Genomic DNA, 26,287 nt, shown 5'->3' with positions numbered 1-26,287 from the left:
AAATGCCGCGCCCCCCAGGCTAGAACCTGGGGGGCGCGGCATCCATTCCGGGCCTGGTGAGGCCACCGGGAGCCGGGATGGGTCAGCTCTCGGTGCGGTCCTCGGTGACGGCTTCCGTCGCGGGGACGGACTCCGTCGCACCGGCGATGGCCGGCGTCGAGCCGTTCGCCCCGTTCGTCAGTGACAGCTCCTTGGGGGAGAGCACCGGCGGGCGGGTGGACGGGGTACGCCTGGAGGAGCCGGTCCACGCGGGGCGGGCCGGGCGCTTGATGATGGGAGCGAAGACCTCGGCGATCTGCTCCTTGCTCAGCGTCTCCTTCTCCAGCAGCTGGAGCACCAGCGCGTCGAGGACGTCACGGTTCTCGACCAGGATTTCCCAGGCCTCGTTGTGCGCGTTCTCGATGAGCTTCTTGACCTCTTCGTCGACGAGCGCGGCGACCTCTTCCGAGTAGTCGCGCGGGTGCGACATCTCCCGGCCCAGGAAGGGCTCGGTGTTGTCGCCGCCGAACTTGATCGCGCCGAGACGCTCGGTCATGCCGTACTGCGTGACCATCGCGCGGGCCGTCGTGGTGGCCTTCTCGATGTCGTTCGCAGCGCCCGTGGTCGGGTCGTGGAAGACAAGCTCCTCGGCCGCGCGCCCGCCCAGCATGTACGCCAGCTGGTCGAGCATTTCGTTGCGGGTCGTGGAGTACCTGTCCTCGTCCGGCAGGACCATCGTGTAGCCGAGGGCACGGCCACGCGACAGGATCGTGATCTTGTGGACCGGGTCGGAGTTCGGAGACGCCGCCGCGACCAGGGCGTGGCCGCCCTCGTGGTACGCGGTGATCTTCTTCTCCTTGTCCGACATGATCCGGGTCCGCTTCTGCGGGCCCGCAACCACGCGGTCGATCGCCTCGTCGAGCATGTCGTTGTCGATCAGCTTCCCGTTGTTGCGCGCGGTGAGCAGCGCAGCTTCGTTCAGCACGTTCGACAGGTCCGCACCCGTGAAGCCCGGCGTACGCCGTGCGACCGCGCCCAGGTCGACGCCCGGGGCGACCGGCTTGCCCTTCTGGTGAACCTTGAGGATCTCCAGACGGCCCTGCATGTCCGGGCGGTCGACCGCGATCTGGCGGTCGAAGCGGCCGGGGCGCAGGAGGGCCGGGTCGAGAATGTCGGGCCGGTTCGTGGCGGCGATCAGGATGACGCCGCCCTTCACGTCGAAGCCGTCCATCTCGACGAGCAGCTGGTTGAGCGTCTGCTCGCGCTCGTCGTGACCGCCGCCGAGGCCGGCGCCGCGATGACGGCCGACCGCGTCGATCTCGTCGACGAAGACGATCGCCGGAGCGTTCGCCTTGGCCTGCTCGAACAGGTCACGGACTCGGGAGGCACCGACACCGACGAACATCTCGACGAAGTCGGAACCCGAGATCGAGTAGAAGGGGACGCCGGCCTCACCCGCGACAGCACGCGCGAGCAGCGTCTTACCGGTTCCAGGAGGCCCGTAGAGGAGCACGCCCTTGGGGATCTTCGCCCCGACGGCCTGGAACTTCGCCGGCTCCTGGAGGAACTCCTTGATCTCGTGGAGCTCCTCGACCGCCTCGTCCGAGCCCGCCACATCGGCGAACGTCGTCTTCGGGGTGTCCTTGGTGATGAGCTTCGCCTTGGACTTCCCGAAGTTCATGACCCGGGAGCCGCCGCCCTGCATCTGGTTCATCAGGAACAAGAAGACGACGACGATGAGGACGAAGGGGAGCAGAGACAGCAGGATGCCCAGGAACGGGTTCTGCTTGGACGGCGAGACGGTGTAGCCGTCCGGAATCTGCTTGTTCTGGTACTTGTCCTGCAATGAGTTGGCCAGGTCCACGCCCTGGTCGCCGATGTAGCTCGCCTGGATCTTGGAGCTGCCGTCGACCTTCTCGCCATCCTTGAGAGAGACCTTGATGATCTGCTCGTCGCCGGTGGTGATCTTGGCCGACTCGACCTTGTTGTCATTGATCGCCTGGACGACCTGACCGGTGTCCACTGTCTTGTAGCCGCCGGACGAGCCGACGACCTGCATCAACACGACCACGGCAAGGACGGCCAGCACGATCCACATGACCGGCCCACGGAAGTATCGCTTCACGTCCATCCATACGGAGCGGTGACGCCCCGTCCCTCCTGCCATAGTGAGTTTGATAAAGACTTATAAAGACTGTTCTTCGGACGGTACCCCAGCATTGTCACCCGAAGACGCAGGGGACGACTGCCAATCCCGCCCACGCATGCTCCAACGGCGCGAAACCCGCTGAGGTTCCCGATCGTCCTACACGGCTGTGCTAGCCGCCGTAGACATGAGGCGCGAGCGTACCGACGAACGGGAGGTTGCGGTACTTCTCCGCGTAGTCGAGGCCGTACCCGATGACGAACTCGTTCGGGATGTCGAAGCCGACCCACTCCACGTCGATCGCGACCTTGGCAGCGTCCGGCTTGCGCAGCAGCGTGCACACCTTCAGCGACTCCGGCTCACGCGAGCCGAGGTTGGACAGCAGCCAGGACAGGGTCAGCCCGGAGTCGATGATGTCCTCGACGATCAGGACGTGCTTGCCCTTGATGTCGGTGTCGAGGTCCTTGAGGATCCGCACCACACCGGAGGACTGGGTGCCCGCGCCGTACGAGGACACCGCCATCCAGTCCATGGTGACGGGGGTGGACAGCGCACGCGCGAGGTCCGCCATGACCATCACGGCGCCCTTGAGGACACCGACGATCAGCAGGTCCTTGCCCGCGTACTCCGCGTCGATCTTCGCGGCCAGCTCAGCCAGCTTGGCGTCGATCTCTTCCTTGGTGATGAGCACCGACTTGAGGTCGGTGCCCATGTCTTTCGCGTCCACCCGCATCACTTTCGGTCGTCCGTCCGAACCTTTTCGGCAGCCGCTCGAACCGCCCGCGACCCGCGTGAGAGGGCCCGGAGAACCGCGTGAGCGGTCTCGGTGGAGGGTCCGGTTTCAGCCTTGCCGAATCACCAGTCTGCCACCCTGCCGCTGGGCGACGACTTTGCCCGGGAGATTGATGGCCCCCTGGCCGCGCCAGCCGGTGATCAGCCGGTCGACTTCCTCGATGTGACGGGCGAACAGCGAACCGGCCGGGGCGCCCGCCTCGATGGCGGCGCGGCGCAGGATGCGGCGGCGTACGGCGGGCGGCAGGGCGTAGAGCTTGGCGCATTCCAGGAGGCCCGCCGCGTCCCGTACGGAGGCTTCGGCCTGGCTGGCCCAGGCGTCGAGGGCGTCGGCGTCGTCGCGGGAGAGCTGGGCCGTACGGGCGAGCGCCTCGACGACTCCCTTGCCGAGCGCCTTCTCCAGGGCGGGCAGGCCCTCGTGGCGGAGCCGGGAGCGGGTGTAGGCCGGGTCGGCGTTGTGCGGGTCGTCCCAGACGGGCAGCGACTGGACCATGCAGGCCTTGCGGGCGGTCTGCCGGTCCAGGTACAGGAACGGGCGGCGGTAACGGCCGTCGGCCCCCGAGACCGCGGCCATTCCGGACAGGGAGCGGATGCCGGAGCCGCGGGCGAGGCCGAGCAAAACGGTTTCGGCTTGGTCGTCGCGGGTGTGGCCGAGCAGGATCGCGGTGGCGCCGTGGCGTTCGACGGCGGAGTCCAGGGCGGAGTACCGGGCGTCACGGGCGGCGGCCTCGGGCCCGCCGTCGCGGCCCACGGTGACGGCGATGGACTCGACCGGGGACAGCCCCAGCTCGGTGAGGCGCAACACGACCTCGTCGGCGCGCAGGTCGGACCCGGGCTGCAGACCGTGGTCGACGGTGATGCCGCCGGCGCGGATGCCGAGTTTGGGGGCTTCGAAGGCGAGGGCGGAGGCGAGCGCCATCGAGTCGGCGCCACCGGAGCACGCGACGAGCACGAGCGGCGTCGACGGCTGCTCGTGCGGGGTCGGTGCGGGGAGGTCGGGGGCGGGCGAGCGCCTGGTACCCGGCGCGGGTACGCGCTCGGAGGCGGGCGGACGCGCGGCGTCTGCCGCGGGCGTGCGCCTGGTGTCGGGGGCGGGCGTGTGCTCGGTGAGGATGTCGTGGAGTACGCGGCGAACCGCCAGGCGTATCGCCGCGACCGCAGGATGGGGACCCATGTCCGGTTCCCTTCATGAAGTTTTCGGGGGTGAACCCGGTTCCGGTCACTCAGAGTGTGTAGATGGTGACAGAACCGGGCCGTTCCCCGAGCATTGCACGCCTACCCATGCCCCACGGTCCCTCGGACGGGTGATTGGAGGGGCGTTTACCTGCCGTCGGCCGGATTCACTTCACGACCCGCCCGCGGCGTTCACGACTCTGCCTTGCGGTGCACCCGCGCGACCCAGTCCGCCGGTTTGGCGATCTCCGTCTTGGTCGGGAGCGTGTTCGGGGAGGTCCACACCCGGTTGAAGCCGTCCATGCCGACCTCACCGACGACCGCCCGTACGAACCGCTCGCCGTCCTTGTACTGCCTCAGTTTGGCATCCAGACCGAGCAGCTTGCGCAGGGCCAGGTCCAGGCGGGAGGCCCCCTTGGCCCGACGCTGCTGGAACTTCTCGCGGATCTCGGCGACGGACGGGACGACGTCGGGCCCCACTCCGTCCATCACGAAGTCCGCGTGGCCCTCCAGGAGTGACATGACGGCGGTCAGCCGGCCGAGGATCTCCCGCTGGGCGGGCGTCTGCACGATTTCGACGAGTGAGCGGCCGCCGTCGTCCTCCTCGCCCTCGGGCCGTCCGCCCGCCAAGGACTGGGCGGCTTCGCGGATGCGTTCGAGGACTGTCATGGGGTCGACCTCGGTCTCCCCCAAGAACGACTGGATTTCGCCCTCGAGGTGGGCCTGCAGCCAGGGCACGGCCGTGAACTGGGTGCGGTGCGTCTCTTCGTGCAGGCACACCCACAGGCGGAAGTCGTGGGGCTGTACGTCGAGTTCGCGCTCCACGTGGACGATGTTCGGCGCGACCAGGAGGAGCCTGCCGCCGCCGTTCGCCCCCGCCGGGAGCTCACGCGTCGCCGGGGCGAAGGTCTCGTACTGGCCGAGGACCCTCGACGACAGGAACGACAGCAGCATGCCCAGCTCGACGCCGGTGACCTTGCCGCCGACCGCGCCGAGGACGGCTCCGCCGGGGGTGCTCCCCCTGCGCTCCTGCATCTTGTCCAGCAGGGGCTTGAGGATCTCCCTGAACCCGGCGACGTTCGCCCGCACCCAGCCGGGGCGGTCCACCACCAGTACGGGGGTGTCGTGGGTGTCCTCCGTGCCCATCCGGGTGAAGCCCCGGACGTGTCCTTCCGAGGCCTTGGCGTGCCGGCGCAGCTCCGCGACGACGTCCCTGGCCTCGTCGCGGCTGACCTCTGGGCCCGGCCGCACGAGTCGTGTCGCGGTTGCCACCGCGAGATTCCAGTCGACCATCTCGGCACCACCGATGCTCGTCATGCGTCAACCGTACGTGAGCGTGTCCGGCTGCGGTTAGAGGTACGGGGTCCTGGTCGCCCTCTGCCTTGGGGCGGGCGGTGCACTTGGCGCCCCCTGGGTCGGCGGGGGCCGGGGCCTGTTTGATCGGGCGCCCGGCGCTGTCGGCTGTGCCCACCCGTCCCGCCCTGCGGGACGATTGCCCACAGCGGTAGGTGGCGACTGCGGCCCGCCGCCCGGCAGCGGTTGCCCCTGCGGGTGCCGTCCCGCGGGGAACCCAACTACCTGCAGCCGCACGCCGCCAGTGCTGTCGCCGTGCGGTCCAGGGCCGCCTGGGCCGCTGTCGGCTCCGGGGGGTGGGCCTCGTCGGAGGTGAGGAAGGCGAAGGCCAGTAGGCGGCCGTCTGTGTCGACGACTGTGCCTGCCAGGGTGTTGACGCCTGTCAGGGTGCCGGTTTTGGCGCGTACGACGCCGGTGGCCGAGGCGTCGGTGGTGTAGCGGTCGCTGAGGGTGCCGGTGAAGCCGGCGATGGGGAGGCCGGTCAGGGCGGGGCGGAGTTCGGGGTGGGCGGGGTCGCCGGCCTTCGCCAGCAGGGCGGTGAGCAGGTCGGCGGTCAGCTTGTCGGCACGGTTCAGGCCGCTTCCGTCGGCGAACCGCACGCCGGCGAGGGGAAGTCCGAGCTTCTTCAGCTGCGCGCCGATCGCCGTCGCGCCTCCGCTGAAACTCGCCTGACCGCCCGTCACGAGGGCCACCTGACGGGCCAGGGCCTCCGCGATGTCGTTGTCGCTGTTCGTCAGCATCCGCTCGACGAGGGCGGACAGGGGCGGCGAGGAGACCGAGGCGAGGTCCTGCGAACGGCTCGTCGCCTTGGAGAGGCCGGGGGACGTCGTCTTGATGCCCTTGGCCTGGAGCAGCTCCGCGAACTTCCTGGCCGCGTCCCCCGCCGGGTCCGTACTGCGCGTGGCCGTGCCGCTGTCCGAGTCGTCGATGCGGCCCTCGTCGACCATCAGGGCGCTGACCGGGGCGAGGTTGGGGTTGGCGCCGATGGGGTGCACGGTGGGACCCGCGTACAGCGAGGTGTCGTACGAGAGCGTCACCTGGTCCAGGTGACGGGCCTTCAGGGCGGTCGCCGTCTCGTCGGCGAGGGTGCGCAGGCTCGCGTAGCCCTTCGCGTCCTCGCGGGCGGTCAGGGTCGGGTCGCCCGCGCCGACGAGGACGACCTCCTTGGTGTCGGGCTCGAGGACCGCGCGCGTGGTGATGCGGTGGTCGGTGCCCGCTGCCGAGAGCACGGCGACGGCGGTGGCGATCTTCGTGGTGGAAGCCGGGGTCTGGGCCTGGTCGGCCCCCTTGCCGTACAGCCGCTTGCCGGTCGCCACGTCGACGACCACGGCGGTGCGCTGCGCGCCGAGGGCGGGGTCGTTCAGGAGCGGGTCCAGGACGTCCGCGAGGGCCTTCTCGGCGGGGGCGGGCACCGCCCCCCCTGAGGTGGAGTCGGTGGAGCCGAGTCCGGCCAGTACGGTGGCGGCGCTCGGCGCGGGGCGGGGCGCCTTCACGGACGTACCGGACGTAAGGCCGTGATCTGTGCCACCCTCGCCCTCCCGCGATGCGGCCCAGTCGCGCTCGGCCGTACGCTGACCGGTGGAGTCCCAGGGACCGGCCGCGGCCACCAGCCCGGCCGCGAGCGCCAGGCCCACGGTGGCGGCGACCGCTGTGAGCTGCGGAGTCGTGAACTTGACGGAACGCGGCCGCACGGCTTGGGTGATCCGCGCCACGTGCGGTTTCACCGAGCCCGCGACCCGCACCACATGCGGTCTCGCGGCCCGCCAAGCCTTCAGCTCTGGCACGACCACCAGCCCCTTTCGCGATCACACACCTGCGTGAGGGACACTTAACCACCAGAACTATGTGCTGATCATGGAGGAGCCACCGGTGGAGTTCGACGTCACGATCGAGATTCCGAAGGGTTCGCGGAACAAGTACGAGGTGGACCACGAGACCGGTCGGATCCGCTTGGACCGTCGACTCTTCACTTCGACCAGTTACCCGGCCGACTACGGCTTCGTCGAGAACACTCTCGGCGAGGACGGCGACCCGCTGGACGCGCTGGTCATCCTGGACGAGCCGACCTTCCCCGGTTGCCTCATCCAGTGCCGCACGATCGGCATGTTCCGTATGACGGACGAGGCCGGCGGCGACGACAAGCTGCTGTGCGTCCCGGCGCACGACCCGCGGGTGGAGCACCTGCGCGACATCCACCACGTGTCGGAGTTCGACCGCCTGGAGATCCAGCACTTCTTCGAGGTCTACAAGGACCTGGAGCCCGGCAAGTCCGTCGAGGGCGCCAACTGGGTGGGCCGCACGGAGGCCGAGGCCGAGATCGAGCGTTCTTACAAGCGCCTGAAGGACCAGGGCGGCCACTGAGTACCCGCGCTTCCGTTCGGGCCGCGTGATCCTGATGGGGTCGCGCGGCCCGTTCGTGTGTCCGTACGCATACTGAGGGCATACGGCAGCTACGCAGGAGACGCACGCGTACGAGAGGTGAGGCAGGAGCTGGTGGCGGACCCGGAGGCGGAAGACCGCAAGCCGCAGTCGGACGAGGCGAGGAGCGCCTTCGCTCAGCCGGCCGGTGTGGCGCCGCCGCAGATCCCGGTGGTCGATGACGAGTCGTCGACGACGTCGGAGTTCGCGCTCCCCAAGGGGCTCGGCGCGCCGCAGCCGTCCGCGGCCGACTCCGAGGGTTCGGCGTTCAGCACCCCGGCCTCGTACAGCGCGCATCACGCCTATCCCGCGTTCACGCCGCCGACCGGCATCCCCATGGTCAAGCTGACCAAGGACGTGCCGTGGCAGGACCGGATGCGCGAGATGCTGCGCATGCCGGTGACCGAGCGGCCGGCGCCCGAACTGGTCCACAAGGAGGACGAGTCGGGGCCCGCCATCCCGCGCGTGCTCGACCTGACCCTGCGTATCGGCGAGTTGCTCCTTGCCGGCGGTGAGGGCGCCGAGGACGTGGAGGCGGCGATGTTCGCCGTGTGCCGCAGCTACGGCCTGGACCGCTGCGAGCCGAACGTCACCTTCACGCTGCTGTCCATCTCGCACCAGCCGTCCCTGGTGGACGACCCGGTGACGGCGTCCCGGACCGTGCGCCGCCGGGGCACCGACTACACGCGCCTTGCGGCCGTTTTCCAGCTCGTGGACGACCTGAGCGACCCGGAGGCCGCGATCTCGCTGGAGGAGGCGTACGGGCGGCTCGCAGAGATGCGGCGCAACCGGCACCCGTACCCCGGCTGGGTGTTGACCTCGGCGACCGGGCTGCTGGCCGGCGCGGCCTCGGTGCTCGTCGGCGGTGACGCCCTCGTCTTCATCGCCGCCGCGCTCGGCGCGATGCTGGGCGACCGGCTCGCGTGGCTGTGCGCGGGGCGCGGGCTGCCGGAGTTCTACCAGTTCACGGTGGCCGCGACGCCCCCCGCCGCGATCGGCGTCGCCATCCAGCTCGCGCACATGGACGTGAAGGCGTCCGCGGTGATCACCGGTGGGCTGTTCGCGCTGCTGCCCGGGCGGGCGCTCGTCGCGGGCGTGCAGGACGGTCTGACCGGCTTCTACATCACCGCGTCCGCGCGCCTGCTGGAAGTCATGTACTTCTTCGTCGGCATCGTCGTCGGCGTACTTCTGGTGCTCTATTTCGGTGTGAAGCTCGGCGCCGAACTCAATCCCGACCAGGCCCTGAGCATCTCCGAGCGGCCGCTGCTGCAGATCGCCGCGTCCATGCTGCTGTCGCTCACCTTCGCGGTCCTGCTCCAGCAGGAGCGGTCCACCGTGCTCGCGGTGACGCTCAACGGGGGCGTGGCCTGGTCGGTGTACGGGGCGATGCACTACGCGGGCGACATCTCACCGGTCGCCTCCACGGCCGTGGCGGCGGGTCTGGTGGGCCTGTTCGGGCAGCTGCTGTCCCGCTACCGGTTCGCGTCCGCCCTCCCGTACACGACGGCCGCGATCGGACCGCTGCTGCCGGGTTCGGCCACCTACTTCGGCCTGCTGTCCATCGCCCAGAACGAGGTCGACGAGGGGCTCGTGTCCCTCACCAAGGCCGCCGCCCTCGCGATGGCCATCGCGATCGGCGTGAACCTGGGGTCCGAGATCTCGCGGCTGTTCCTGCGGATCCCGGGCGCGAGTACGGCGGGCGGCCGCCGCGCGGCCAAGCGGACGCGCGGCTTCTAGGCGTACGGGCGCTGTCTACCGCTTGGCGTGACGGCCGCCGCGCGGCGGCTGCTGCGGGTCCTGGTGCTGATTCGGGTTCGGGTTCGGGTACTGGTGCTGGTTCGGGTTCTGGTGCGGGTCCTGGTGCTGCTGGAGCGGGGGTACCCGCAGCTGGGCCGTCTCGTCGAGAGCGGGGGCCTCGGGAGCCTGGGCGGCTTCCTTCTTGGCCTTGCCGCGCGCGCGGAGGTACTCGATGACGATCGGGACCACCGAGATGAGGACGATCAGGATCAGGATCGCCTCGATGTTCTTGTGCACGAACTCGATGTTGCCGAGCCAGGCACCGAGCGCCGTGACGCCGGCGCCCCAGAGGACACCACCGATGATGTTGTACGTGATGAACGAGCGGTACCGCATGCCGCTGACGCCGGCGATGATCGGCGTGAACGTGCGCACGATGGGCACGAAGCGGGCCAGGACCAGGGACTTGGGCCCGTGCTTCTCGAAGAACTCGTGGGCCTTGACCACGTTCTCCTGCTTGAAGAGGCGGGAGTCCGGGCGGGTGAAGAGCGAGGGCCCGACCTTCTTGCCGAACAGATAGCCCGCCTGGTCACCGAGGATCGCCGCGACGCAGATCAGCGCGATCGCCGCCCACAGCGGGAAGTCCAGCGTGCCCGCGGTGATCAGCAGACCGGCGGTGAACAGCAGCGAGTCACCCGGCAGGAAGAAGCCGATGAGCAGGCCGGACTCGGCGAAGACGATGAGGAGCAGGCCCCAGATACCGAAGTTGTCCAGGAGCGTGTTCGGATCCAGCCAGCTTGGTCCGAGGGCAAGCGTCGTCACGGTTCCGGGCTCCTGAGGGGTGAAGGAAGGGACGGCGGTCCACATACGGCCGACCAAAACTATCAACGCAATGGGGCTCCGCCAGGTTCCACCGGTGTCCAGAGGGTGCACTGTGTGCCAACTGGTACAAAGCTGTGAGCCGTACAAAGCTGTCAGCCATGGGCATCGAAGAGTACGGCGGCGGTCAGGTCCCCCAGTCGGACGTGCTGGTCGTGACGACGAACGACGCACCCGGTCACCGCGTCCAGGAGGTCATCGGTGAGGTCTTCGGCCTCACCGTGCGCTCCCGGCATCTGGGCAGCCAGATCGGCGCGGGTCTGAAGTCGATGATCGGCGGTGAGCTCAAGGGGCTCACCAAGACCCTCGTGGAGACCCGCAACCAGGCCATGGAGCGGCTCGTCGAGCAGGCACGCGCGCGTGGCGCCAATGGCGTGCTGATGTTCCGCTTCGACGTGACGGAGGCGGCGGACGTGGGCACGGAGGTGTGCGCCTACGGGACGGCGGTGGTCCTGGTCAAAGAATAGGGAACAGAGAACCAAGAACGGGGCACAAGGCACAGTGCACAGGGCACAGGCGGTGGCGCACGCCAACACCCCTGCGCCGAGGATCAGCGCATGCGGTAAGGGGCGTCCGCTGTTGCGGGCGCCCCTTACCGTCACGCTCCTTGGGAGTGCCTGGCCGCGTTCGCCCCGATCGCGTCCCTCAGATGCTCGGCGAGCCCCGGTCGCATGGAGTCGTAGAACTCCTTGAAGCGCTCGTCGGAGACGTACATCTCGGCGAGCCCCTGGTGGGTCTCGTACGAGCACGCGTAGAACCACTTGGTGATGTGCTGCCGGTGTTCCTCGGCCATGTCCATGGCGCGCTCACCGGTCGGCGGCTCACCGGACTCCATCAGGGCGTCGTAGCGCTCGCCCCAGGAGGCCACTTCGGCCTGCATGCGCTTCCAGTCGTCCTTGGTGTAGCGGGCGGCGCGGCGCTGCGACTCGGCGTACGCATCCGTGCCGCCCCAGCGCCGCTCGGCCTCTTCGGCGTGTGCTTCCGGATCCTTGTCCCCGAAGACCTCGAACTTCTCCTCGGGCGTGAGGTTGATGCCCATCGTGCGTGCCTCCATGGCGTGTTCCACGGCCGCGGCCATCTTCTGCAGCTTCTCGATCCGGTCGGTCAGCAGCTCGTGCTGGCGGCGCAGATGCGCGCGCGGGTCCGTATCCGGGTCGTCGAGCAGGGCGGCGACCTCGTCGAGGGGGAAGCCGAGCTCCCGGTAGAACAGGATCTGCTGCAGCCGGTCGAGGTCGGCGTCGCTGTAGCGCCGGTGGCCCGCGTGGCTGCGCCCGCTCGGCACGAGCAGGCCGATCTCGTCGTAGTGGTGCAGCGTGCGCACCGTGACCCCGGCGAAACCGGCGACCTGGCCCACTGGATAGCCCACTTCCGCTCCTTTCTCCGTACGCCTCTCAGGCTGAGGCCTCACGTGACGTGAGGTGCAAGTCCGAAATCCCGGGGATTCCGGGGACCGATCCCTCGGGGTGTTATGTCGCTTTCGCCCACTTAGGGTGAGCGCGTGAGCACCGAAGCCCCGGCGGAGCCGGAACAGGGCCCCGCACGGCGTCTGCTGCCGTTGATCGTGCCCGCCGCCGTGGTCGGTGTGGCCGCGGCGCTCGTCCTGCTGGGCGTCAGTCTGCTGGCCGAGCAGCTCCAGGACGTCCTGTGGGAGACCCTTCCGGACGCGCTGGACGTGGGCCGCTACTCCGTGCTCTGGATGATCGTGATGCTTACGGCGACCGGGATCGCGGTGGGCCTGGTGGTGTGGAAGGTGCCGGGGCACGCGGGTCCGGACCCGGCGACCACCGGCCTGGTCGACGCGCCGCTGCCGCCCCGCGTGCTGCCCGGGCTGCTCCTCGCCACGGTCCTGGCGCTGGCGGGCGGGGTGAGCCTGGGCCCCGAGAACCCGATCACGGCCGCCAACATCGCCCTCGCGTACTGGCTGGGCAGGAAGGCCGCCCCCCGCTCCCCCGCCGCCCTGTGGATGATGCTGGCCGCCGCCGGCACGATCGGCGCGCTGTTCGGGACGCCGGTGGCGGCGGCGCTGATCTTCTCCGAGGTGCTGGCCGGGCGGCCGGGACCCGGCGCCCTCTGGGACCGGCTGCTGCCACCGCTCCTTGCGGGCGGCACCGGCGCGCTGACCATGGACCTGCTCGAGCACCCCAGCTTCAACCTGTCCCTGCCCGACTACACCGGGCCACACTGGGGCGACCTGCTGTCCGCCCTGGTGGTCGCCTCGGTCGCGGCGGTGGCCGGGATGGCCGCGGTGTACGCCTTCCCTTACCTCCACGGCGCCTTCTCCCGGCTCGGGCACCCCATGCTGGCGATTCCCGTTGGCGGGCTCGTCCTCGGGCTGCTCGGCGCCCTCGGCGGGCATCTGACGCTCTTCAAGGGGCTGGACGAGGTGAAGGTGCTGGCCGCGGACCCGGACGGCTGGTCGGCGGGGCGGTTCGCTCTGATGGCCGTGGTGAAGCTGGCCGCCCTCGCGGTCGCCGCCGCGTGCGGCTTCCGGGGCGGCCGGATCTTTCCCGCCGTCTTCGTGGGGGTAGCCCTCGGACTGTGTGCGCACGCGCTGGTGCCCCAGGTGCATCCCACGGTCGGCGTGGTGTGCGGGGTCCTCGGCGTACTGCTCGCCGTCACCCGGCAGGGCTGGATCAGCCTGTTCACCGCGGCCGTCCTGGTGTCCGACCCCGCCGTGCTGCCGCTGCTCGTACTGGCGTCGGTGCCGGCCTGGCTGCTGGTCACCGGACGCCCCCAGATGAAGCTTGACGAAGACGGAACCCCGACCCGCTAGGAGAAGTCATGCCGCTCCACCGAGGCCCCGAGAAGCGCGACGAGCGCCCGATGTCCGTGAACCCCTTCTTCGGGGAGACCAACCCGGTCGGCGGCATGACCGAGGCCCCGCCCAAGCACCGGCTCCCGGACGGGCCGCTGCCGCCCACCACGGCATATCAACTCGTCCATGACGAACTGATGCTGGACGGCAACTCGCGGCTGAACCTCGCCACCTTCGTCACCACCTGGATGGAGCCACAGGCCGGGATCCTGATGGCCGAGTGCCGTGACAAGAACATGATCGACAAGGACGAGTACCCGCGCACCGCCGAGTTGGAGCGACGCTGCGTGGCCATGCTCGCCGACCTGTGGAACGCGCCTGATCCCTCGGCCGCCGTGGGCTGTTCGACGACCGGGTCCAGCGAGGCGTGCATGCTCGCGGGGATGGCCCTGAAGCGGCGCTGGGCCCAGCGCAACGCCGACCGCTATCCCGGGGCCCGCCCGAACCTCGTCATGGGCGTCAACGTCCAGGTCTGCTGGGACAAGTTCTGCAACTTCTGGGAGGTCGAGGCTCGCCAAGTCCCCATGGAGGGCGACCGGTTCCACCTCGACCCCCAGGCCGCCGCCGAGCTGTGCGACGAGAACACCATCGGGGTCGTGGGCATCCTCGGGTCCACCTTCGACGGATCGTACGAGCCGATCGCCGACCTGTGCGCGGCCCTCGACGCCCTTCAGGAGCGGACCGGGCTCGACATCCCGGTGCATGTCGACGGAGCGTCCGGCGCGATGGTCGCCCCCTTCCTCGACGAGGACCTGGCCTGGGACTTCCGGCTCCCGAGGGTGTCGTCCATCAACGCCTCGGGTCACAAGTACGGCCTCGTCTACCCGGGCGTCGGCTGGGCTCTGTGGCGGTCGGCGGCCGAGCTGCCGGAGGAACTCGTCTTCCGGGTCAACTACCTGGGCGGCGACATGCCGACCTTCGCGCTCAACTTCTCCCGGCCCGGCGCCCAGGTGGTGGCGCAGTACTACACGTTCCTGCGGCTGGGCCGCGAGGGCTACCGGGCCGTACAGCAGACGACCCGGGACGTGGCACTCGCGCTCTCCGAGCGTGTCGAGGCACTGGACGACTTCCAACTCCTCACCCGAGGTGACGAGTTGCCGGTCTTCGCCTTCACGACGGGACCCGACGTGACCGCCTACGACGTCTTCGACGTGTCCCGGCGGATGCGCGAGCGGGGTTGGCTGCTGCCCGCGTACACCTTCCCCGCCAACCGCGAGGACCTGTCCGTGCTGCGGGTGGTGTGCCGCAACGGCTTCTCGACGGATCTCGCCGAGTTGTTCGTGGAGGACCTCGGGCAGCTGGTGCCTGAACTGCGCCGGCAGTCGCATCCGTTGACGCGCGACAAGAGTGCGGCCACCGGATTCCACCACTGAGCCGGCTGTCCGGGCCGCCGCCGTCAGGGCCGTCGTCAGGGCCGTCGTCAGGTGCCGTCGCCCAGTTCGAAGCTGTGCCAGTGCACGCCGTCGGCGGATATGCGATAGCTCCCGGCACCGAAGCTGTCGCCCGCCAGGTAGCCGAGCGGCGTCACGGTCGCCGACCCCCCCAGGCCTTGCGAGCCGCTGGCCTCCGTGAAGGAGCGGCCGCCGTCGGTGCTGCGCCAGACGGCGTCCTCGCCGTGGATGGTGAGGCTCCCGTCGACGGCGGCGACCGGATCGCCGAGCGAGGAGAGCGGGTCCACGCCCTCGTGGTACTTCCAGACCTGCTCCCAGGTGCGGCCGCCGTCCGCGCTGCGGTGCAGGGCGAGCAGCCCGTTCTTCACACCCTCCTCCTCGGGCAGCTGGCCCGGATGAACCGCGTACAGCACATCTCCGGACGCGACCACGCGCATGCCCCAGCCGTACTCCTCGAACGGGGCGATCAGGGCCGTACGCCATGTGCGCCCGCGGTCCTCACTGACGGCGAGAGCGGCGGCGCCGGTGCTCGGGTCGGCGCCGGAGGCGAAGAGCCGTCCGCCTGCGGTCTCCCCCGCCGGGCTCAGCACACCCGCCAGCGGAGGCTGGTGGGCCAGGACCTGGAACCTGCCCGTGCCGGGGTGGACCACGAGAAGGCGGGACGGCGCGCATCCGTTCCCCTCTTTGTCCGGCCGCGAGCAGTCCGGGACCAGGGCGCCTCCTTCGGGCACCGCCGCCGCCGTGCCCGAAGGAGCGGTGGAGCCGCGCTGCCAGCTGCGACCGCCGTCACCGGAGAACCAGGTCCCGTCCGGCGGCGGCCACTTGCCCTCGGTGATCAGCGCGCGGCCGGGTCCCAGCACCACGAGCCCGGCCGTGATGCCGAGGTCGCCCCGCACGTCCGCCAGCGGGGAGCGCGCGAGGCGCCAGGAGTCGGCGCCCTTGTCGAGCACGGCGACGTACTGCCGGCAGCGCGTCTTCCCGCACCGCGCGAGCAGCGCGAACCCGCTGGCGTCCGATGCGAAGCCCACCGCGTGCGGACCCCCGGGCAGGTCCGTCGACGAGGGGATACGGGGAGGCGAGACCCCCGTCGGGGCGGGGGCGCTTCTGCTCGCACTCGGATCCGCACCCGTGGTCGTATCCGCGCCGGAGCCGGAGCCGGAGCCGGAGCATCCGGCCAACAGCGCCAATACACCCAGCACGCCCAGTACGGCGGCCACGACCGCCTTGCCATCGCGCTTGCCATCGCCCCTGCCCCACCTCATGAGAATCCCCCGATCCGCCCGCCCGCTCCGCGATGCACCGTCATTTCTGGTACACCGCTCGCCGCGCTCGGGTTCCCACTTCCTCGCGACGACTTTTCAGGCGCAGGCCCGAGGGCGCCGTACGGCTACTTGCTGAGCCCCCCGAACCTCCGCACCGCCAGCGGCAGGAACACCGCCAGCAGTGCCAACGGCCAGATCACGGCCGCCCAGACGTGCCCCGGCTCCCCGCCAGGCCCGCCGAACAGGTCCCGTACCGCCGTCGCCGTCTGGGACATCGGGTTCCACTCGACCACCGTGCCCAGCCAGCCCGGCATGGAGTCCGGGGTCGCGAACGCGTTGGACAGGAAGCCGACCGGCCAGACCAGGATCTGCACGGCCTGCACCATCTCCGGCTTCCCGGCGACCATCGCGAGGTGGATGCCGATCCACAGCATGGCGAACCGGAAGAGCAGGAGCAGTCCGACGGCTCCCAGGAACGCCGCGAACGTGCCGTGCGCGCGCCAGCCGATGGCGTACCCGACGCCGATCAGCACGGCCAGGCCCAGCGCCGACTGGAGCATGTCGGCGGCCGAACGGCCCACCAGGACCGCGCCGTTGGCCATCGGCATCGACCGGAAGCGGTCGATCACCCCCTTGTCGAGGTCCTGGGTGACGGCCAGCATCGTGCCCTCCAGGCCGAAGGCCATGGTCAGCGCGAGCATGCCGGGCACCAGGAAGTCGACGTAGTCCCCCTGGACGCCACGGCCGCCGCCGATCAGATAGCCGAACATCAGCAGCAGCATCACGGGGAAGACCAGGCCGACGAGCACCTGGACGGGTTGCCGTGCCCAGTGGGCGAGTTCGCGGCGGGTCATGGTCCAGCAGTCGGTCAGGAGGTACGCCCCCGGAACGGCAGGACCGCCCGCACGGCTCATCTCGTACGTACTCATACGGTCTCCTCCATACGGTGCTCGTCGCCGCGGTGCTCGTCCACTCGGTGCTCGCCCCCCGTCAGATCCAGGAACACCTCGTCCAGCGTCGGCCGCCGCAGCGCGATGTCCTCCGCCTCGATGCCGCCCTCCTCCAGGGCGCGTACGGCCCCGGCGAGCGCCGCCATGCGGTCGGTGACCGGGGCGCTGAGGAGACGGCGGTCGGTGTCGACCGAGACACCGTCGGCGGGGAACGGCAACAGGGCGACGGCGGCGCCCAGTTGGCCGGCGTCGCGGAGCACGACGTCGATCCGGTCGCCGCCGGTGCGCGCCTTCAGCTCGTCGGCCGTGCCGTCCGCGATGACCCGGCCGTGGTCGACGACGGAGATGCGGTGGGCGAGTTGGTCGGCCTCCTCCAGGTACTGCGTGGTGAGCAGGACCGTGGTGCCGCCGCCGACCAGGGAGCGGACGGCGGCCCACACCTCCGCCCGGCCGCGCGGGTCGAGCCCGGTCGTCGGTTCGTCCAGGAACAGCACCTCCGGCTCGGTGATGAGGGACGCGGCGAGGTCCAGGCGGCGCCGCATGCCGCCGCTGTACTCCTTGACCGCCTTGCGCCCGGTGTCCGCGAGGCCGAAGCGCTCCAGGAGCTCGTCGGCCCGCACGCGCGCGTGGCGGGCGCCCAGGTGGTGGAGCCGGCCGAACATCTCCAGGTTCTGGTGTCCGCCGAGCTTCTCGTCGAGCGCGGCGTGCTGGCCGAGCAGGCCGATGCGGTGCCGTACCCGGCCGGCCTCGCGCAGCACGTCGTACCCGGCGACCTCCACCCGGCCCTCGTCGGGCCGCAGCAGGGTGGTCAGCACCCGCACCATGGTGGTCTTGCCCGCGCCGTTCGGACCGAGCAGACCGTGGACGGTGCCGCGCCGCACCGCCAGATCCAGTCCGTCCAGTGCCGCCTTGTCGCCGTACCTCTTCCGTACGCCCTCAGCGACGATCGCGTCGGTCATCCGATTCCCTTCACCCAGCAAGTCACCCAGCAAGCCGGCCATTCCCAGTAATCAAACTTGACTACTTCTAGAAAGTAACCCCGGAGAGGTCATTCGTCAAACTTGATTAGCCGCGGTCCCCGGGATGCGGTGTCCCCGTCGCGTACGGGTTCTCCTCGCCCTCGGCCAGGACGCCGACGAACGGTTCGCCCTCACCCGCGAAGGTGTACGCCCCGCGCTCGATCCGCGCGATCAGGCCGCGCGTCCACTCGGCGTCGGAGTCGGCGGTGTGCACCCAGAGGTTCATGATCTCGCCGATGTGGCCTAGCTGTTCGGGGCCGTCCTCGGGCACATAGTGCTCGGTGACGGCCCCCCGCCACTCCTCGATCTTCCGGATCCGCTCCTTCAGGAGGCCCACCGCCTCGTCCCTCGGCAGCTCGACGATGAAGCCGATGCCCGCCGACTGGACGTCCATCTTCTGGTCGTACGAGGTCAGGGACTCGCGCAGGAGCGCCAGGAACTCCTCGGTGCCCTGGTCCGTGATCTCGTACTCGGTGCGCGGCGGGCCGCCCGCCGTGGACGGCGCGATCTCGTGGGCGTGCAGCAGCCCTTGCTTCGCCATCTGCTTGAGCGCGTGGTAGATCGAGCCGGGCTTGGCGTTGGACCACTCGTGCGCGCCCCAGTACTCCAGGTCGTTGCGCACCTGGTAGCCGTGGGCCCGCCCGTGCTGGCGGACGGCGCCGAGCACGAGGAGACGGATCGCTGACATGTGGTCCACATTAGGACCCGCCGCCTCACCCCCAGGACGTGCCCTGCTCCTGGGCCACCAGCTCGAAGGCGGTTTTGCCGTCAAGGGACTCCCGGATGATGTCGGCGTGGCCGGCGTGCCGGGCGATCTCCTCGACCAGGTGGAGCATGAGCCAGCGCATCGAGACCTCGCCCTTGGGGAACCAGGGCGCCTCGGGCAGCGGGAAGGTGTCGTCAAGGGATCCGACGGACCGGATGAACTCCTCGGTCTCGTGCGCCACTCCGTCCCAGAAGGCGAGGGTCCCGGCCACCGTCTCGCCCTCGGCGAGCCGGAAGCCGTCCCCCCAGGTCTCCTGGGTACGCGCCCGCTCGTTGGGCTTCTGCTGGGCCAGCCGCAGCCAGTTCAGCTCGCACTCGGCGACGTGCTTGACGAGCCCGGACAGGGACAGCTCGCTGGCGCTGGGCCGCAGCGCCGCCTGCTCGTCGTCCAGCCCGAGCACCGCGCGCCGGAGGCCGCCGCGCTGTGCCTCCACGAAGGCCAGGAGCGCGCCGCGCTCGTCGCCGTGCGCCTCTGCGGGAACGTGAGTGACCATGTCGGGCCGCCTTTCATCGGGTCCTCTTGCCTGACACCGATGAAGTTACGGGCCCTTGCGGTCAGCTTCTGTCCGCAAGGGCCCGCCACTGCTGAGCGGGTCAGAACGGGAAGAAGCTCCGGCCGTGCTGCACCGAGATCCACTTCTGCGTGGTGAAGGCCTCGACGGTCGCCTCGCCGTTCAGGCGGCCGATGCCCGAGTGCTTCTCGCCGCCGAAGGCGACGAGGGGCTCGTCGTGGACGGTGCCGTCGTTGACGTGGAACATGCCGGTGTCGATCTGCTTGGCGAAGGACACTCCGCGCTCGACGTCGGCGGTGTGGACGGCGCCGCTGAGCCCGTACGGGGTGTTGTTGACCAGGCGTACGGCCTCCTCCTCGCCGTCGAAGGGGATGAGGAGGGCGACCGGGCCGAAGATCTCCTGCTGGAGGATGGCCGAGTCGGCCGGCAGACCGGTCAGGACACTCGGCTCGACGAGGTTGTCGGTGGTGGTGCCGTGCACGAGGGCGGTGGCGCCCTCGGCGATCGCCTGGTCGACCACGCCGGTGAGCGCGTCCGCCTGGGAGGAGTTGATGACCGGGCCGATGACCGTCGTCGGGTCGGTCGGGTCGCCGACCTTCAGCGTCTTGACCTTGGCGACGAACTTCTCGGTGAACTCGGCCTCGACCGAACGGTCCACGAGGACGCGGTTGGCGGCCATGCAGACCTGGCCCTGGTGGACGTACCGGCTGAAGACCGCGGCGTCGACCGCGTAGTCGATGTCCGCGTCGTCCAGGACCACCAGCGCGCTGTTGCCGCCCAGTTCGAGGATCGCGCTCTTGAACTGCGAGGCGCAGACGGTGGCCACATGGCGGCCGACCTTGTCGGATCCGGTGAAGGAGATGACCTTCGGGACCGGGTGCTCGATGAACGCGTCGCCGATCTCGGCGATGTCGGTGATGACGACGTTCAGCAGGCCGCCGGGCAGGCCCGCGTCCTCGAAGATCTTGGCGACCAGGGAACCGCCGACGATCGGGGTGTTCTGGTGCGGCTTCAGCACCACGCCGTTGCCGAGCGCCAGCGCCGGGGCGACGGACTTCAGGGACAGCAGGAAGGGGAAGTTGAAGGGGCTGATCACGCCGACGACACCGACGGGGACGCGGTAGACGCGGTTCTCCTTGCCGTCGACCGGCGAGGGGAGGATCTTGCCCTCGGGGCGCAGCGCCAGATTGACCGACTCGCGCAGGAACTCCCTGACGAGGTGCAGTTCGAAGCCGGCCTTGAGGTACGTGCCGCCGAGCTCGGCGATGATCACCTCGGTGATCTCCGCCTCGCGCTCGTCGATGATCTTCAGAGCGCGCTCGAAGACGGCACGGCGCGCGTACGGGTTGGTGGCGGCCCATTCCTTCTGGGCGCGCTCGGCCGCGCGGTAGGCCTCGTCGACCTCGTCGACCGTCGCTATCGTGATCGACGCCAGCTTTTCGCCGTTGTACGGGTTGAAGTCGATGATGTCCCAGGACCCGGTCCCTGGGCGCCACTCACCGTCGATGTACTGCTGGGCCAGGTCGGTGAAGTAGGACGACATGTGCTCCCTCAAATCCCTGTGCTGCCGAGGCAGACATCCGAGTCTGAGTCAGCAGACATCAACACAACCGATCAACGCCTGATCAGATGTCATCGTACTTGTGTCTCAAGGGAGTTGGAGAACAACTCTGGAGAGTCTGTGAAGACTCCACCCAGATCCACAGGAGGGCTCACAAGGGGCTCAGGAGAGCTGGAGCAGCCCCCTGAGCAGGTCACGGCTCTCCGACGGGCCCGGGCTGTCCTGCTGCAACTGCTTCAGCGCGCTCTCGTACTGCGTGACGTCCTCGCGTTTGTCCAGGTAGAGCGCGCTGGTGAGCTGCTCCAGGTAGACGACGTCGGAGAGGTCGGACTCGGGGAAGCTGAGGATCGTGAAGGAGCCGCTCTCTCCCGAGTGGCCGCCGAAGCTGAACGGCATGACCTGAAGTCGTACGTTGGGACGCTCCGACACCTCGATCAGATGCTGGAGTTGGCCGCGCATCACCTCGCGGTCGCCGTACGGGCGGCGCAGGGCCGCCTCGTCGAGAACGAAGTGGAACTCGGGGGAGCTCTCGGCGACGAGGTACTTCTGCCGCTCCAGACGCAGTGCCACGCGCCGGTCGATGTCGGCGACGCTCGCGCCCTTCATGCCGCGTGTGACGACCGCGTGCGCGTACGCCTCGGTCTGCAACAGGCCGTGCACGAACTGCACTTCGTACGCCCGGATCAGATGGGCGGCGCCTTCCAGGCCGACGTAGGTCGGGAACCAGCTGGGCAGGACGTCCGAGTAACTGTGCCACCAGCCCGCGACGTTGGCTTCCTTCGCGAGGGACACCAGGGAGGTTCGCTCGGCCTCGTCCATGATCCCGTAGAGCGTCAGCAGATCCTCGACGTCGCGCGTCTTGAAGCTCACCCGTCCCAACTCCATGCGGCTGATCTTCGATTCGGAGGCACGGATCGAGTAACCGGCCGCTTCCCGGGTGATTCCACGCGCCTCTCGCAGGCGCCTGAGATGCGATCCCAGCAGCATGCGGCGCACCACCGAGCCGCTCGACTCACCAGCGCTCACGTTCGTCCGCCTCCCCAACCGTCTCCAGGGCCCGCAGTCTGCCACTAAAACACTTCGAGCTGTACTCGTTCGGTTACAGAAACGGAAAGCTTCCGAAGCGGCGCCACAGGAAAAGACCACTGGAGGGTCAACAAGAGTGAAGAAGGTGACAGAAGAAATGAGCAAGAACTGGTAGAGGAAGGTCCAATTCGGGCGCGTGCACGTGCATCTGCCCTTGCATCTGCTCTACGCATTCGGAACCATGGTCCTCGCGCCACCGCTGCATCGCAACGACCGCGAACACCCGGGAGTGCCTCGCATGGGGACGAATGGATCGACCATGCTCGAGCCCTTACGGCAGGGACTTCCGCCGCTCGATCCCGCGGCCGTGTCCAACGCCGCTTCCTGCGCCTTGCCCGCCCGCTACGAAGCGGTGCGTGAGGCGCGGCAGTTCACCCGCAGAACGCTCGACCAGTGGGACGTCGGCGACCGTTTCGACGATGTCTGCCTGGTGGTCTCCGAGCTCGTCACCAACGCACTGCGGCACGCACTGCCCTCGGACAAGCCGCGCGTCTGCGACCAAGGCCCGCCCGTACGGCTGCACTTGATGCGGTGGACCGAGCGTCTGGTGTGCGCGGTGCGCGACCCCAGTCACGACAGCCCGGTCGCGGGAGACTCCGAGGACTTCTCGGCGGAGTCGGGCCGCGGCCTCTTCCTGGTCGACTCGTTCGCCGACAGCTGGGGCTGGCACCCGCTCGCGGGCACCCTCAGCGGCAAGGTCGTGTGGGCGCTGTTCCGGCTGCCGCCGGCTTCGGGCGCGACACCCGGCACCGTTCCGGGCGAATAGAGAACCGCGGCGCCTTTTGGCGCCGCGGTTCTACGCGCGTTACTCACCGCCAGGCGGCGGTCACACTCGGTTCGGTACTCAGGCGCCTGCCACCAGGTGGTCGAACTCGCCGTCCTTGATACCCAGGAGCATGGCTTCGATCTCGGCGCGCGTGTAGACGAGCGCGGGCCCGGTGGGGAACCGCGAGTTCCGCACGGCGACGTCGCCGCCCGGCAGCCGCGCGAACTCCACGCAGGAACCCTGCGAGTTGCTGTGCCGGCTCTTCTGCCAGGCCACTCCGTTCAGCTCTGTCGCAGCCATGCCGTTGTACACGTCATCCACGAAATCCACGTCGTACACGTCGTGGTCCACAGGTCGCTCCCCGGTCGTGCAGTGGCTGATGTGGCCATTGATGCAGTGGTCAACTGACCCGGATCATAGCTCTGTTCATGTGCAGATGCATGGGCAGATGCACGTGCACGCGGGGTGGTCCTGTGGTTACAGCTTTTGCCGCCCTTTTTGACTACAGGCGGTCGTCCAGACGACTACAGCTGGTCCAGCGCATTCCCAGGAGATCGCATTACACGCGACCTCCGGCCCCCGTGCTTGTAAGAAGAGACGCACACGGCGGCCACGGTGTTCCAATCTCCGTGAAATCTCGACAAATTGGGGGCGAAAACAGACGGGCCGTTCAACGGCCGGCGTACGGCAGCAGCCCCATCTCCCGTGCGTTCTTGATCGCACGGGCCAGCATCCGCTGCTGCTGCGCCGTCACGCGCGTGACCCGGCGGCTGCGGATCTTGCCCCGGTCGGAGATGAAGCGGCGCAGCAGGTCCGTGTCCTTGTAGTCGATGTACGTGATCTTTTCGCGGTCCAGCGGGTTGGGGCGGGACTTGGCGGGCTTGCGCTCGGGCTTGCGAGCCATGGGGTCAGACCTCCAGGAGGGTGTCGAAGGCGGGCGGCAACCGCTTCCAGGCGGTGCGTCCGGCGGCGTACTCGGCATCGGTCAACAGGCAGGACTCCAGGAGCAGTTCGAGTCCGTCGCGGTCCAGGCCCGGGGAGGTGAAGACCAGGTGCTGGCAGCAGTCGCCGTGCTCCGGGTGCCAGTCGAGGGCGGCGGCGGCCCGGCGCACCGGCGGGACCAGGTCCCACGCCGCGTCCGGCAGCGAGGCCAGCCACGGGCCCGCACTCTCCACACACAGCGCGCCCCCGGCCGCGTCCCAGTGCAGCAGCGTGTCGGGCCGGTCGGCGAGCCAGAACCGCCCCCGGCTGCGCGCGGCCGCGCAGGTCAGATCCTCCAGCGCCTCGTACAGCCGCTCCGGGTGGAACGGACGGCACCGGTGCCATACGAGGGTGGCGACCCCGCACTCGTCGGCATCGGCCGGCAGCAGCGCACAGGCGGGGTGCTGGGCGGCGGCGGCCGCTTCGACGTCGAACCCGGCGAGGGCGGCTTCGGCGAGGGGAGAGCGGGGAGTCGGCAGCGGCCAGGCGAAGTCGCCCTCCCCGATCGGCACTTGCCTGGCCGTCGGATGCAACTGGGCCAGCAGCGCGCGATCCTCGTCGTCCGCTTCCTCGGAGGGGGTGATGGCGAGGACGGGCGCGTACTCCAGCTGGCGGGCGAAGGTGTCCGCGACCGTCCGCTGGTCGGTGGTGGCAGCGGCGAGGCCGCCGTCGGCGAGGTCGTCGCCGTTGCCGAGGTAGGGCAGCAGGAGGGCGGGGTCGACGGCGGTGATCACGCCGGTCAGCGTGAGACCGCTGGAGGCCACGACCTCGGCCATGGCCCTCGGCTCGACCGAGTCCCACAGCTCGACGACGGCGAGCCGGGTGAGCCCGGCGTCCGCGAGCCGCTCCAGCTCGGGCACCAGGTCCTCGCGCAGGGCGCAGCACGCGCAGTCGTTGACGAGGGGAGCCTCGCCGACGGACAGCAGGCCGGTGGCGTCGCGGATCGTACGGACGACCGTGCCCGCCGCGGCCGTCGCGAGGTCGTGGTGGAGCGCGACGCTGCCCGGGACGTCCGCGAGGAGGCGCTCGACGGCCGCCCTGCGGGCATCGGCGTGCAGTCCGCCGACGATCGCGACGGACAGCCCCCCGCCTTCCATCAGCGGCCCCCGCGCTTGCCGAACCGTCGCTCGAAGCGCTCCACGCGGCCCGCGGTGTCCAGTACGCGCGCGTTGCCCGTGTAGAAGGGGTGGCTGACGTTCGAGATCTCGACGTCGAAGACCGGGTAGGTGTTGCCGTCCTCCCACTCGATCGTCTTCTCCCCCGCCGTGGCGGAGAGCGTCGAGCGGGTGAGGAAGGCGTGGTTCGCGGCACGGTCCCGGAAGACGACCGGGCCGTACGACGGGTGGATTCCTTCGCGCATGACGGTCAGCGCTCCTCTCGGAAGTCGACGTGCAGGCGGACGACCGGGTCGAACTTGCGCAGGACCATCCGGTCCGGGTCGTTCCGGCGGTTCTTGCGGGTGACGTACGTGTAGCCGGTCCCGGCCGTCGACCGGAGTTTGACGACCGGACGGAGTTCGTTGCGTGCCATGCTGATACCTTACTGAAAATGACTCCCATTACCAACCAGCGAACTGGAGAGGTGCGTCACCCTTGTCGGCCCACTGCATGCTGACCGGCGCCCAGCCGGGCTTCGGCAATCGGATCTCCCACTCCCACCGGCGCACCTCACGCCGCTTCGACCCCAACATCCAGCGCAAGCGCTACTGGCTGCCGAGCGAGGGCCGTTACGTACGGCTGCGGCTGAGCGCACGCGGGATCAAGACCGTCGACACGATCGGCGTCGAGGCGGCCGTGGCGCGGATCCGCGCCCGAGGAGGGAAGGTCTGATGGCGAAGAAGAGCAAGATCGCGAAGAACGACAGGCGCCAGGAGATCGTCGCGCGGTACGCCGCCCGGCGGGCCGAGCTGAAGGAGATCATCCGCCGGCCCTCGTCGAGCGGGGCCGAACGGCTCGCCGCCCAGGAGGAGTTGCGCAGGCAGCCGCGCGACGCCAGCGCCACCCGCGTACGCAACCGGGACAGTGTGGACGGCCGGCCGCGCGGCTACCTCCGTACCTTCGGCCTCTCCCGGGTGAATCTGCGTGAGCAAGCGCACGCCGGATTCCTTCCGGGGGTTCGCAAGTCCTCCTGGTAACTTGCTGCGGTCATTCCGGTGACCCGGCATCTTCACCACACTTGGGGGCTTCAGTGGCTTCGGCGACCTTCGCGCGACGTCCGGCACGTATCGCGGCTTCGTCCGCGGTCACGGCCCTGGCGGCCGCGCTCGTGCTGACCGGTTGCAGCGGCGACGACGGTTCCGCGGACGAGTCCGCGAGCCCCAGCGCGTCCGCGAGCGGGTCGGCCGACACGGGCGGCGGTTCGGGATCCCCGTCCGCCTCCTCCGGCGGCCAGTTGGAGGGCAGTTGGCTGGCGACCACGGACGGCAAGGCCGTGGCGCTGGTGATCACCGGCACGCAGGCGGGGCTCTTCGAGACCGGCGGCACGGTGTGCAGCGGTACGGCGGGCGAGGAGTCGGGCATGCGGATGATCCGGCTCACCTGCACGGACGGCAACAAGGACCGCGCGGTCGGGATGGTCGACTCCGTGAGCGGCACTGCCATGAAGGTCACGTGGGAGAGCGATCTCGGCGCGGAGTCGTACACGAGGTCCGAGGGCGGGCAGCTGCCCAGCGGGTTGCCCACGGGGAGCCTGGGCTGACGTTC

Annotated in this window: 28 protein-coding genes; 9 read left to right on the top strand and 19 right to left on the bottom strand. The window is 69.6% G+C overall.

Translation table 11 applies throughout. The features are described 5' to 3' along the window. Positions 1-82: 82 nt before the first annotated feature. The 5 genes from ftsH to dacB all read right to left on the bottom strand — a co-directional run bounded on the left by ftsH (position 83) and on the right by dacB (position 7,233). Positions 83-2,110, bottom strand: coding sequence for an ATP-dependent zinc metalloprotease FtsH (gene ftsH, locus OG219_RS26885; RefSeq protein ID WP_266836242.1), 2,028 nt, complete (start codon positions 2,108-2,110; stop codon positions 83-85). Between the two features lie 187 nt (positions 2,111-2,297). Further along, the gene (gene hpt / locus OG219_RS26880; RefSeq protein ID WP_266830596.1) at positions 2,298-2,858 is read right to left on the bottom strand and encodes a hypoxanthine phosphoribosyltransferase; all 561 of its coding nucleotides are present in this window, start codon (positions 2,856-2,858) and stop codon (positions 2,298-2,300) included. 108 nt (positions 2,859-2,966) lie between these two features. Then, entirely contained in the window at positions 2,967-4,091 is a 1,125-nt protein-coding gene (gene tilS, locus OG219_RS26875) for a tRNA lysidine(34) synthetase TilS (RefSeq protein ID WP_266830594.1), read from the bottom strand. Between the two features lie 191 nt (positions 4,092-4,282). Then, positions 4,283-5,407, bottom strand: coding sequence for a zinc-dependent metalloprotease (locus OG219_RS26870; RefSeq protein ID WP_266830592.1), 1,125 nt, complete (start codon positions 5,405-5,407; stop codon positions 4,283-4,285). A 257-nt stretch (positions 5,408-5,664) separates the two neighbouring features. Then, a complete protein-coding gene (dacB, locus tag OG219_RS26865; protein WP_266830590.1) occupies positions 5,665-7,233 on the bottom strand; it encodes a D-alanyl-D-alanine carboxypeptidase/D-alanyl-D-alanine-endopeptidase in 1,569 nt (522 codons plus the stop codon). Between the two features lie 79 nt (positions 7,234-7,312). Here dacB and OG219_RS26860 point away from each other — a divergent pair, with 79 nt between their 5' ends. Both OG219_RS26860 and OG219_RS26855 read left to right on the top strand, forming a co-directional pair. Continuing rightward, entirely contained in the window at positions 7,313-7,804 is a 492-nt protein-coding gene (locus tag OG219_RS26860) for an inorganic diphosphatase (RefSeq protein WP_266761211.1), read from the top strand. Between the two features lie 132 nt (positions 7,805-7,936). Next, positions 7,937-9,598: a threonine/serine exporter ThrE family protein gene (locus tag OG219_RS26855; protein ID WP_266830586.1), complete on the top strand. Its 1,662-nt coding sequence runs from the start codon at positions 7,937-7,939 to the stop codon at positions 9,596-9,598. A 15-nt stretch (positions 9,599-9,613) separates the two neighbouring features. Here OG219_RS26855 and OG219_RS26850 read toward each other — a convergent pair whose 3' ends face one another. Then, positions 9,614-10,420: a VTT domain-containing protein gene (locus tag OG219_RS26850; RefSeq protein WP_266830584.1), complete on the bottom strand. Its 807-nt coding sequence runs from the start codon at positions 10,418-10,420 to the stop codon at positions 9,614-9,616. 158 nt (positions 10,421-10,578) lie between these two features. Between OG219_RS26850 and OG219_RS26845 the strand changes: the two genes are divergently transcribed. Beyond that, entirely contained in the window at positions 10,579-10,944 is a 366-nt protein-coding gene (locus OG219_RS26845) for a YbjQ family protein (RefSeq protein WP_266830582.1), read from the top strand. 131 nt (positions 10,945-11,075) lie between these two features. Here OG219_RS26845 and OG219_RS26840 read toward each other — a convergent pair whose 3' ends face one another. After that, entirely contained in the window at positions 11,076-11,843 is a 768-nt protein-coding gene (locus OG219_RS26840) for a MerR family transcriptional regulator (RefSeq protein ID WP_266830580.1), read from the bottom strand. Between the two features lie 132 nt (positions 11,844-11,975). On the opposite strand from OG219_RS26840, the gene OG219_RS26835 reads away from it, so the two are divergent. Together OG219_RS26835 and OG219_RS26830 are read left to right on the top strand one after the other, a co-directional pair. Beyond that, a complete protein-coding gene (locus OG219_RS26835) occupies positions 11,976-13,250 on the top strand; it encodes an ion channel protein (RefSeq protein ID WP_266830578.1) in 1,275 nt (424 codons plus the stop codon). An 8-nt stretch (positions 13,251-13,258) separates the two neighbouring features. After that, complete coding sequence (locus OG219_RS26830; protein ID WP_266830576.1) at positions 13,259-14,665, top strand: glutamate decarboxylase; 1,407 nt, start codon at positions 13,259-13,261, stop codon at positions 14,663-14,665. Between the two features lie 47 nt (positions 14,666-14,712). Here the strand turns inward: OG219_RS26830 and OG219_RS26825 are convergent, their stop codons facing one another. From OG219_RS26825 to OG219_RS26795, 7 genes are all read right to left on the bottom strand, one after another. After that, the gene (locus OG219_RS26825) at positions 14,713-15,945 is read right to left on the bottom strand and encodes a sialidase family protein (RefSeq protein WP_266830574.1); all 1,233 of its coding nucleotides are present in this window, start codon (positions 15,943-15,945) and stop codon (positions 14,713-14,715) included. Positions 15,946-16,070: 125 nt separating this feature from the next. Then, positions 16,071-16,874 carry an ABC transporter permease gene (locus OG219_RS26820; RefSeq protein WP_266830572.1) on the bottom strand — a complete coding sequence of 268 codons (804 nt, stop codon included), beginning with the start codon at positions 16,872-16,874 and terminating at the stop codon, positions 16,071-16,073. Then, the gene (locus tag OG219_RS26815; protein ID WP_266830570.1) at positions 16,871-17,854 is read right to left on the bottom strand and encodes an ATP-binding cassette domain-containing protein; all 984 of its coding nucleotides are present in this window, start codon (positions 17,852-17,854) and stop codon (positions 16,871-16,873) included. Before OG219_RS26815 ends, OG219_RS26820 begins: the two co-directional genes overlap by 4 nt. Positions 17,855-17,960: 106 nt before the next feature. Continuing rightward, positions 17,961-18,602, bottom strand: coding sequence for a PadR family transcriptional regulator (locus tag OG219_RS26810; protein ID WP_266830568.1), 642 nt, complete (start codon positions 18,600-18,602; stop codon positions 17,961-17,963). A 25-nt stretch (positions 18,603-18,627) separates the two neighbouring features. Continuing rightward, positions 18,628-19,173 carry a DinB family protein gene (locus tag OG219_RS26805; protein ID WP_266830566.1) on the bottom strand — a complete coding sequence of 182 codons (546 nt, stop codon included), beginning with the start codon at positions 19,171-19,173 and terminating at the stop codon, positions 18,628-18,630. A 100-nt stretch (positions 19,174-19,273) separates the two neighbouring features. Further along, the gene (locus OG219_RS26800; protein ID WP_266830564.1) at positions 19,274-20,734 is read right to left on the bottom strand and encodes an aldehyde dehydrogenase family protein; all 1,461 of its coding nucleotides are present in this window, start codon (positions 20,732-20,734) and stop codon (positions 19,274-19,276) included. Between the two features lie 180 nt (positions 20,735-20,914). Continuing rightward, positions 20,915-21,739 (bottom strand): helix-turn-helix transcriptional regulator, encoded by an 825-nt coding sequence (locus tag OG219_RS26795; RefSeq protein ID WP_266836241.1) that lies wholly within the window; start codon positions 21,737-21,739, stop codon positions 20,915-20,917. Positions 21,740-22,076: 337 nt separating this feature from the next. Here OG219_RS26795 and OG219_RS26790 point away from each other — a divergent pair, with 337 nt between their 5' ends. Continuing rightward, positions 22,077-22,604 (top strand): ATP-binding protein, encoded by a 528-nt coding sequence (locus OG219_RS26790; RefSeq protein ID WP_266830562.1) that lies wholly within the window; start codon positions 22,077-22,079, stop codon positions 22,602-22,604. Between the two features lie 78 nt (positions 22,605-22,682). Here OG219_RS26790 and OG219_RS26785 read toward each other — a convergent pair whose 3' ends face one another. The 5 genes from OG219_RS26785 to rpmG form a co-directional block, all read right to left on the bottom strand. Further along, positions 22,683-22,955 carry a DUF397 domain-containing protein gene (locus tag OG219_RS26785; RefSeq protein ID WP_266457112.1) on the bottom strand — a complete coding sequence of 91 codons (273 nt, stop codon included), beginning with the start codon at positions 22,953-22,955 and terminating at the stop codon, positions 22,683-22,685. A gap of 319 nt (positions 22,956-23,274) precedes the next feature. Next, positions 23,275-23,508, bottom strand: a complete 234-nt coding sequence (rpsR, locus tag OG219_RS26780) for a 30S ribosomal protein S18 (RefSeq protein WP_266830559.1) — start codon at positions 23,506-23,508, stop codon at positions 23,275-23,277. A gap of 4 nt (positions 23,509-23,512) precedes the next feature. Continuing rightward, a complete protein-coding gene (locus tag OG219_RS26775) occupies positions 23,513-24,682 on the bottom strand; it encodes a GTP-binding protein (RefSeq protein WP_266830557.1) in 1,170 nt (389 codons plus the stop codon). Further along, positions 24,682-24,945: a type B 50S ribosomal protein L31 gene (locus tag OG219_RS26770; RefSeq protein ID WP_266457120.1), complete on the bottom strand. Its 264-nt coding sequence runs from the start codon at positions 24,943-24,945 to the stop codon at positions 24,682-24,684. The genes OG219_RS26775 and OG219_RS26770 overlap by 1 nt, the downstream gene beginning before the upstream one ends. 5 nt (positions 24,946-24,950) lie before the next feature. Next, positions 24,951-25,115: a 50S ribosomal protein L33 gene (gene rpmG, locus OG219_RS26765; protein WP_266830554.1), complete on the bottom strand. Its 165-nt coding sequence runs from the start codon at positions 25,113-25,115 to the stop codon at positions 24,951-24,953. 62 nt (positions 25,116-25,177) lie between these two features. Here rpmG and rpmB point away from each other — a divergent pair, with 62 nt between their 5' ends. The 3 genes from rpmB to OG219_RS26750 are packed head-to-tail and all read left to right on the top strand — an operon-like array spanning position 25,178 to position 26,282. Further along, a complete protein-coding gene (rpmB, locus tag OG219_RS26760) occupies positions 25,178-25,414 on the top strand; it encodes a 50S ribosomal protein L28 (RefSeq protein ID WP_266830552.1) in 237 nt (78 codons plus the stop codon). Next, the gene (rpsN, locus tag OG219_RS26755; protein ID WP_266830550.1) at positions 25,414-25,719 is read left to right on the top strand and encodes a 30S ribosomal protein S14; all 306 of its coding nucleotides are present in this window, start codon (positions 25,414-25,416) and stop codon (positions 25,717-25,719) included. The genes rpmB and rpsN overlap by 1 nt, the downstream gene beginning before the upstream one ends. A 53-nt stretch (positions 25,720-25,772) precedes the next feature. Further along, the gene (locus OG219_RS26750) at positions 25,773-26,282 is read left to right on the top strand and encodes a hypothetical protein (protein ID WP_266830548.1); all 510 of its coding nucleotides are present in this window, start codon (positions 25,773-25,775) and stop codon (positions 26,280-26,282) included. Positions 26,283-26,287 lie beyond the last annotated feature (5 nt).

The organism is Streptomyces sp. NBC_00038, assembly GCF_026343635.1.
Classification (GTDB): Bacteria; Actinomycetota; Actinomycetes; order Streptomycetales; family Streptomycetaceae; genus Streptomyces.
The sequence above is the reverse complement of the archived record's forward strand: the minus strand, read 5'-3'. Positions and strand labels throughout refer to the sequence as shown.